The organism is Hydrogenophaga sp., assembly GCF_028698005.1.
Taxonomy (GTDB): domain Bacteria; phylum Pseudomonadota; class Gammaproteobacteria; order Burkholderiales; family Burkholderiaceae_C; genus Hydrogenophaga.
Genome location: NZ_JAQVEJ010000141.1, coordinates 1 through 7,548 on the forward strand (window position 1 = coordinate 1; position 7,548 = coordinate 7,548).

The following is a 7,548-nucleotide window of genomic DNA, read 5'->3' on the forward strand; positions in this document are numbered from 1 at the left end:
CAGGCGCAGGCGCGCGATGCCGCCCGGGCCGTCGTCACCCCGCAGCACGGCATGGGCCTCGATCAGTGAGAGGGCCTCGTCGCAGGCGCGTGTCCAGGCGGCACGCACCTCCGGCGCGATGGCCTCGTGCTCGAGCAGCCACTGCCGGGGTTCGCGCAGGAAGGTGTTGGCATCGAGCGCGGGCCGGTGCGCGAAGGGCGCGGCGGCGCCCACGGTGTGCAGGCGGGCCAGGAAACGGCCGATCCATTCGAGCACGTCCAGGTCCTCCAGCTCGGGGCGGCGTCCGCCGCGTCGCGGGCAGACCGCGAAGCGAAAGCCCCCGAATGCGTGCAGGGTCGCACCACCGAACGCCAGCGGCGCCACCACCGGCACCTCGGCGGCGGCGAGTTCGGCCGCAAAAGCGTGTTCCTCGAGGATCTGGTCGTCGCGCCAGCGGTGGGGTCGGTAGAACTTGACCACCACCTGTGCGTGGCCTTCGACGGGGGTTTCCAGACCGGCCTGGTAGACACGGTTTTCGTAACTGCCCAGTGCCGAGAGGCGGCCATCGGCCCACAGGCCGACGCTGGCCAGCGCGTCGAGCACGACATCGGGGGTCAGGCGGTCGTAGGGATGGTCGTCGGCCCCGGGGGCGGCATCATCATGGGCATGCATGGGTGCCATTGTCGCCGCGCCCGGCGCGCCGGCACGGCTTCCGTATGATGCCCGCATGAGGAAAACATCCCAACGACAACCAAGACCCGCGCCCACGCTGCAGGAGCAACTGCCGGAACTGCGCGCGGGGCAGTCCATCGAGCTGCTCAAGGAGTTGCACATCCTCACGCGCGACGGCCGCCTGAACCAGGACACCCGGCGCAAGCTCAAGCAGGTCAACCACCTGCTGCAATTCATCGAACCGCTGCTGCAGGAGGCGCTGGACGAGCGCGGCGATGTGACCCTGGCCGACCATGGTGCCGGCAAGTCCTATCTGGGTTTCATGCTGTACGACCTGTTCTTCCAGGGGCGGGCCGAGGGCCATGTCTACGGCGTCGAGGCGCGCGCCGAGCTGGTGGAGCGTTCGCGCGCCCTGGCCGGGCGACTGGGGTTCGACCGGATGGCTTTCCTGGCCACCACGGTGCAGCAGGCCATGGCGCATCCGGACCTGCCCGAGCGCATCGACGTGGTCACGGCCCTGCATGCCTGCGACACGGCCACCGACGACGCGATCGACTTCGGCCTGACACGGCAGGCGCGTTTCATGGTGCTGGTGCCCTGCTGCCAGGCCGAGGTGGCGGCGAGCATGCGCCGGCACAAGGCACTGAACCTCTCGCGCACGCCGCTGGCCGAGCTGTGGCGCCATCCGCTGCACACGCGCGAGCTGGGCAGCCAGATCACCAACGTGCTGCGCTGCCTGCGCCTGGAGGCACACGGTTACGAGGTCACGGTGACGGAACTGGTAGGCTGGGAGCATTCGATGAAAAACGAGCTGATCCTGGCCCGGCGGCGCGAGCCGCCACGGCCGGGCACGACGGCGCGGGCGCGTGAGCGCCTGGACCAGCTCCTGGACGAATTCGGTCTGCGCGATCTGGGCAACCGCTTCGCGGCCTGACCGCCCCTTTGTGGAGAAAGCAGCATGGTGACGGACTACCCGTTTCTGATGCAGGCCATGGCCTGGCCCCTGGCCCTGCTGGTGGCCTGGTTCCTGGGCGAGCGTCTGTACGAGGCCTGGCGCGTGCCGCGCGTGACGAGCTACGTGGCGGTGGGCCTGGTGGGCAGCCTGATCAACCTGCCGGGTCTGACCGACGCCGTGCCGGGGTTGCCGTTCCTGGCCAACGTGGCGCTGTCGCTGGTGCTGTTCGAGCTCGGCTACCGCATCAACCTGCGCTGGTTCCGCCACAACCCCTGGGTGCTGGTGCTGGGCCTGCTGGAATCGGTCCTGACCTTCGTGCTGGTGTACTACGCCAGCTCGTGGTTCGGCCTGGCCACCGACATGCGCCTGATCATCGCCGCATTGTCGGTGTCCGCATCGCCCGCGGGCATCGTGCGCGTGGCCAACGAGATGCGCAGCACCGGGCAGGTGACGGAGCGCGTGCTGCACCTGTGCGCCATCAACTGCATGGTGTCGGTGCTGCTGCTCAAGCTGGTGGTGGGCTACTGGCACCTGAACCAGTCGGGCGACCTGGTCGGGGCCGTGCTGGGCAGCGTGCACGTGCTGCTGGCCTCGTTCCTGGCGGGGGCCGTGCTGGGGGTGCTCATGCCCTGGCTGCTGCGGCGCCAGAAGACCTCCGAGCGTGGCGTGACGGTGGTGTTCGCGCTGTCGGTCGTGCTGCTGACCACCATGACCTACGGCCTGCGCATCTCGCCGCTGGTGGCGGCACTGGCCTTCGGCATCGTGGCGCGCGAGCGGCGGGTGCACCTGACCAACGCGCAACGCGGCTTCGGCACGGCCGGTGACCTGCTGAGCGTCTTCCTTTTCGTCTACATCGCCTCGCTGCTCGACTGGAGCGAGGTGGGCTCGGGCATGCGGCTGGCGTTGCTGCTGATTCTGGTGCGCGCCGCCTCGAAGGTGGCCTGCAACGTGGCGGCGGCGCGGCTGTCGGGCAGCACCGAGCGCAAGGGGGTGCTGGCCGGGCTGGCGCTCACGCCGATGTCGGTGTTCACCATCGTGCTGCTGGAGCAGACCCGCTCCCTGGGTTTCGCTCCGGCCACCGAGGTGCTGACGGTGATGGCGGCCATGATGCTGCTGCAGGAACTGCTGGGCCCGCTGGTGACCCAGCGCAGCCTGATGGCCGCGGCCGAAACCCATGTGACCAAGGAGTGAGCCGATGCCACTGGAAACCTTCAAGGCCTCCGAACCGCTGACGCTGGGGGTGGAGCTGGAGCTGCAACTGGTCAACAGCTACGACTACGACCTGTCCAGCTCGGCCAACGACCTGCTCGAGCTGTTGCGGCGCAAGCCTTTCCCGGGTGTCGTGACACCCGAGATGACGCAGAGCATGATCGAAATCGCCACCGACGTGCAGACCATGCACGGACCGTTGCTGGATCAGTTGCGCCAGATCCGCGACACGCTGGTGGCCGCGTGCGATCGCCTCAACATCGAGATCGCCGGCGGCGGCACGCACCCGTTCCAGCGCTGGTTCGAGCAGCGCATCTTCTCCAAACCGCGTTTCCAGGAGTTGTCGGGCCTGTATGGCTATCTGGCCAAGCAGTTCACGGTCTTCGGCCAGCATGTGCACGTGGGCTGTGCCTCGCCCGACGAGGCGCTGTTCCTGCTGCACGCGCTCAACCGCTACGTGCCGCACTTCATCGCGCTGTCGGCCTCGTCGCCGTTCTCGCAGGGGGTGGACACCCTGTTCGATTCGGCACGCCTGAACTCGGTGTTCGCGTTCCCGCTCAGCGGTCGCGCGCCCTTCGTGCTGAGCTGGGACGAGTTCGCCAATGGCTACTTCACCAAGATGGAGAGCACGGGCGTGGTCAAGTCCATGAAGGACTTTTACTGGGACATCCGGCCCAAGCCCGAATACGGCACCATCGAATTGCGCGTGTGCGACACGCCGCTGACGGTGGAGCGCGCGGCCGCGCTGGCCTGCTACCTGCAGGCCCTGTGTCGCCATCTGCTGGAGCGCAACGAGCCGCCGCCGGAGGAGGACGACTACCTGGTCTATACCTACAACCGCTTCCAGGCCTGCCGCTTCGGCCTGGACGGCATGATGGTCAACCCCAGGACGCGCGAGCAGATCAGCATCCGCGAGGACGTGCTGGCCACGCTGCGCAAGATCTCCCACCACGCCGATGTGCTCGAATCGCAGGCCGCACTGGAGGAGGTGGAGCGCACGGCAGGGTCGGTGGGCAACCACGCGAGCTACCTGCGGCGCTGCTTTGCCGGCAGCGGCAGCGTGCAGGGCGTGGTGCGGGCCAGCGTCGAGGCGCTGCGCCAGGGGCCGACGCCGTGACGCGGCTGCGCTGAACGCCTGGCGCTCAGCGTGCGAAGCGCCGCCGGGTCAGGGCCAGCGCGAGCCAGAAGGCCCCCAGGGCGTAGGCCAGCAGGACGCCGATGTGCCGCATCGCCTGGCTGGGCCACTGGTCCATGAACAGCGGGCGCACCAGCTCCACGGCGTTGGTCAGCGGCAGCCAGTCCGAGATGGCATGCACCACCCCGGGGAGCTGTTCCCGTGGAAAGAAGACCCCGGAGAGGAACATCATCGGGGTCAGGAACAGGGTGAAGTAGTAGGTGAAGAAGTCGTAGCCCTTGGCCAGCGCGTTGAAGATCAGCGCAATGCACGAGAACGTGATCCCTGCCAGCAACAGGGCGGGCCAGGCCAGCAGCAGCTTCGGGCTGTGGCTGATGCCCAGCGCGAGCATCACACCCAGGATGGCGGTAACGGTGAACAGGGCCTTGAAGGCCGCCCACAGCATCTCGGCCAGCACCACGTCGTCCAGGCGCACCGGCGCGTTCATGATGCCGTCCCAGGTTTTCTGCACATGCATGCGCGAGAAGGCCGAGTACAGCGCCTCGAAGCTGGCGGCGTTCATGGCGCTCATGCAGATGCTGCCGCTGGCCAGGAACAGGATGTAGGGCACGGCCACGGTGCCTTGCGGTGTGGCCATGTTGACCTGACCGACCAGCGCGCCCATGCCGTAGCCGAACGCCACCAGCCAGATCAGCGGCTCGGCAATGTTGCCCACCAGGCTGGGAATGGCCAGCTTCTTCCAGACCAGCAGGTTGCGCAGGAACACCGGCCACCACCGCATGGATGGCCGGGGGATGGACCAGGGGGATGCGGGTGGGCTCATGATCAGCCTTCCTCCCGGATCTGGCGTCCGGTCAGCTTCAGGAACAGGTCTTCCAGGTTGGTGGGCCGGTGCAGGGTGCGCAACGGGTGCATGGGGGCCAGGGCCTGCAGCAGGGGCTGGGCATCGGGGACGTAGAAGAACACGGTTTCACCGCTCACCTCGACCCGGGCGGCCAGTGCCCGCAGGCCTTCATGCGCCGGGGCTTCGGCCAGCGCCAGGGCACCGGGGCCGTAGACCTCGACCACCTCGGGCTCCAGGTGTTGCGCGATCAGCTCGCGCGGCCGTCCCTCGGCAATCTTGCGCCCGTGGTCCAGCACCAGCAGGCGCGAGCACAGGCGCTCGGCCTCGTCCATGAAGTGGGTGGTCAACAGGATGCTCTTGCCTTGCTGCAGCAGCATCTGCAGGCGTTCCCACATCAGGTGGCGGGCCTGCGGGTCCAGACCGGTGGTGGGCTCGTCCAGCAACAGCAGGTCCGGGTCGTTGACCAGGGCGCGGGCCAGCGACAGGCGCCGCTTCATGCCGCCCGAGAGCTCGCCGGGCTTGGCCCGCGCCTTGTGCGACAGGGCGGCAAACTCCAGCAGGTGCGGGATGCGTGCGCGGATGTCCTGGTCTCTCAGGCCGAAGTAGCGGCCATAGACCAGCAGGTTCTCGGCGCAGTCGAAATCCGGGTCCAGCGTGTCCATCTGGCTGACCACCCCCAGCCGTGCCTTGATGGCCAGCGCATCGCGCGGCATCTCGTGGCCAAAGGCGTGCACGCGGCCGGTGTCGGGCGCCGTCAGGCCCAGGCACATGCGGATGGTGGTGGTCTTGCCGGCGCCGTTGGGGCCGATCACGCCCAGGCACTCGCCGGGCGCGATGGCGAAGGACAGGTCGTCGACCACGGGCTGTCCGCCAAATCGCTTGCCCAGGTGTTCGGCGCTGAACAGAGGAGACGTCATGGCGAGATTGTGCCTGTGGGGAGGCGGCCGCGCTGCCCGGGCCCCCCTCTACAATTGCTGCAACGCAACCTCACCCGGGTGTCTCCCGGGCCACCCGCCGTCCGAGCCGATGTCACCCTTCGTCGTTTTGCAACACCTGCTGCCCAAACGCGCCCTGACCGAGCTCGCCGGACGTGTGGCCCGTGCCGAGGGCGGCCGGATGACGCAGGCGCTGATTGCACGTTTCATCCGCCGGTATCAGGTGAACATGGCCGAGGCGGCGCAGGCCGACATCCGCCAGTACCGCAGCTTCAATGAATTCTTCACCCGGGCGCTCAGGCCCGGCGCGCGCCCGCTGGCCGACGCCGATTTCGTCTGCCCGGTGGACGGCGCGATCAGCCAGTTCGGTGCCATTGCACGCGACCAGATCTTCCAGGCCAAGGGGCACCACTACAGCACGCGTGCGCTGGTGGGCGGTGACGCCGGACTCGCCGCCCGGTTCGATGACGGCGCTTTCGCCACCATCTACCTGAGCCCGCGCGACTACCACCGCATCCACATGCCCTGCGAAGGACGGCTGCGGCGCATGATCCACGTGCCGGGTGAGCTGTTCTCGGTCAACCCGGTGACGGCGCAGGGCGTGCCAGGCCTGTTCGCGCGCAACGAGCGCGTGGTCTGCGTGTTCGACGTGCCGCATGGCACGGGCAGCGACGTCCGGCCCTTCGTGCTGGTGCTGGTGGGCGCGACCATCGTGGGCAGCATGGCCACCACCTGGCACGGCGTGGTCAACCCGCCCCGGCCGGGCCGTATCCGCGAATGGACCTACGATGACGGGCAGCCGCAGGTGCTGGCGCAGGGTGCCGAGATGGGCCGCTTCCTGCTCGGCTCCACCGTCGTGATGCTCTGGCCGCGCGACACCATCCGCTTCAACACCGACTGGGCCCCTGCGCGTCCGGTGCGGCTGGGCGAGGCCATGGGCGATGCCTTGCCGTGATCCTCGTCACCCCCTTTCTCCACCTTTGTCTCCTCGTACGACCATGACCACGCTCGGCACCCCCCTGTCCCCCTCGGCCACCCGCGTCATGCTGCTGGGCAGCGGCGAACTCGGCAAGGAAGTGATCATCGCGCTGCAGCGCCTGGGCGTGGAGACCATCGCCGTGGACCGCTACGAGAATGCGCCCGGCCAGCAGGTGGCGCACCATGCGCGCACCATCACCATGAGCGATCCGGACCAGCTGCGCGCGCTGATCGAGGCCGAGAAGCCCGCGCTGGTGGTGCCCGAGATCGAGGCCATCGCCACGCCCGTGCTGCAGGCGCTGGAGGCGGCCGGCGTGGTCACCGTGATCCCCACGGCGCGCGCCGCGCGCCTGACCATGGACCGCGAGGGTATCCGGCGCCTGGCCGCCGAGACCCTGGGGCTGCCCACCAGCCCCTACCGCTTCTGCGACTCGCTGGCCGAGCTGCAGGCCGCCATCGACGGTGGCATCGGCTATCCCTGCATCGTCAAGCCGGTGATGAGCAGCAGCGGCAAGGGCCAGAGCAAGATCGACGGCCCGGACGACGTCGCCAGGGCCTGGGACTACGCCATGGCCGGCGGCCGCGTCAGCCACGGTCGCGTCATCGTCGAGGGCTTCATCGACTTCGACTACGAGATCACCCTGTTGACGGTGCGCGCCAGGGGCGCCGACGGCCAGATCCAGACGCACTTCTGCGAACCCATCGGCCACCGGCAGGTCAACGGTGACTATGTCGAGAGCTGGCAGCCCATGGGCATGAGCGCGGCCGCCATCGCCACGGCCCAGCAGATCGCCCGTGCCGTGACCGGCGACCTCGGCGGCCTGGGCCTGTTCGGCGTGGA

General features: G+C 68.7%; 8 protein-coding genes. 5 read left to right on the forward strand and 3 right to left on the reverse strand.

The annotated features are described in order from the left end of the window. On the reverse strand, positions 1-651 hold a 651-nt coding region (locus tag PHQ87_RS12580; RefSeq protein WP_300234811.1), incomplete at its 3' end, for a serine/threonine protein kinase. 55 nt (positions 652-706) lie between these two features. Here PHQ87_RS12580 and PHQ87_RS12585 point away from each other — a divergent pair. Genes PHQ87_RS12585 through PHQ87_RS12595 form a run of 3 tightly spaced genes read left to right on the forward strand, consistent with a single transcriptional unit; the run spans position 707 to position 3,932 of the window. Further along, positions 707-1,585, forward strand: a complete 879-nt coding sequence (locus PHQ87_RS12585) for an SAM-dependent methyltransferase (RefSeq protein ID WP_300234814.1) — start codon at positions 707-709, stop codon at positions 1,583-1,585. Between the two features lie 24 nt (positions 1,586-1,609). Then, the gene (locus tag PHQ87_RS12590) at positions 1,610-2,797 is read left to right on the forward strand and encodes a cation:proton antiporter (RefSeq protein ID WP_300234817.1); all 1,188 of its coding nucleotides are present in this window, start codon (positions 1,610-1,612) and stop codon (positions 2,795-2,797) included. A 4-nt stretch (positions 2,798-2,801) separates the two neighbouring features. Next, positions 2,802-3,932: a YbdK family carboxylate-amine ligase gene (locus PHQ87_RS12595; RefSeq protein ID WP_300234820.1), complete on the forward strand. Its 1,131-nt coding sequence runs from the start codon at positions 2,802-2,804 to the stop codon at positions 3,930-3,932. Positions 3,933-3,957: 25 nt separating this feature from the next. On the opposite strand, the gene PHQ87_RS12600 is transcribed toward PHQ87_RS12595, so the two are convergent. Continuing rightward, on the reverse strand, positions 3,958-4,773 hold the full coding sequence (locus tag PHQ87_RS12600; RefSeq protein ID WP_300234823.1) for an ABC transporter permease: 816 nt from the start codon (positions 4,771-4,773) through the stop codon (positions 3,958-3,960). 2 nt (positions 4,774-4,775) lie between these two features. Next, positions 4,776-5,711 carry an ATP-binding cassette domain-containing protein gene (locus tag PHQ87_RS12605; RefSeq protein ID WP_300234826.1) on the reverse strand — a complete coding sequence of 312 codons (936 nt, stop codon included), beginning with the start codon at positions 5,709-5,711 and terminating at the stop codon, positions 4,776-4,778. A 109-nt stretch (positions 5,712-5,820) separates the two neighbouring features. On the opposite strand from PHQ87_RS12605, the gene asd reads away from it, so the two are divergent. Next, positions 5,821-6,684 carry an archaetidylserine decarboxylase gene (gene asd / locus PHQ87_RS12610; RefSeq protein ID WP_300234829.1) on the forward strand — a complete coding sequence of 288 codons (864 nt, stop codon included), beginning with the start codon at positions 5,821-5,823 and terminating at the stop codon, positions 6,682-6,684. Positions 6,685-6,727: 43 nt separating this feature from the next. Then, positions 6,728-7,548, forward strand: an 821-nt coding sequence (gene purT, locus PHQ87_RS12615) for a formate-dependent phosphoribosylglycinamide formyltransferase (RefSeq protein ID WP_300234832.1), incomplete at its 3' end; no start/stop codon positions are given.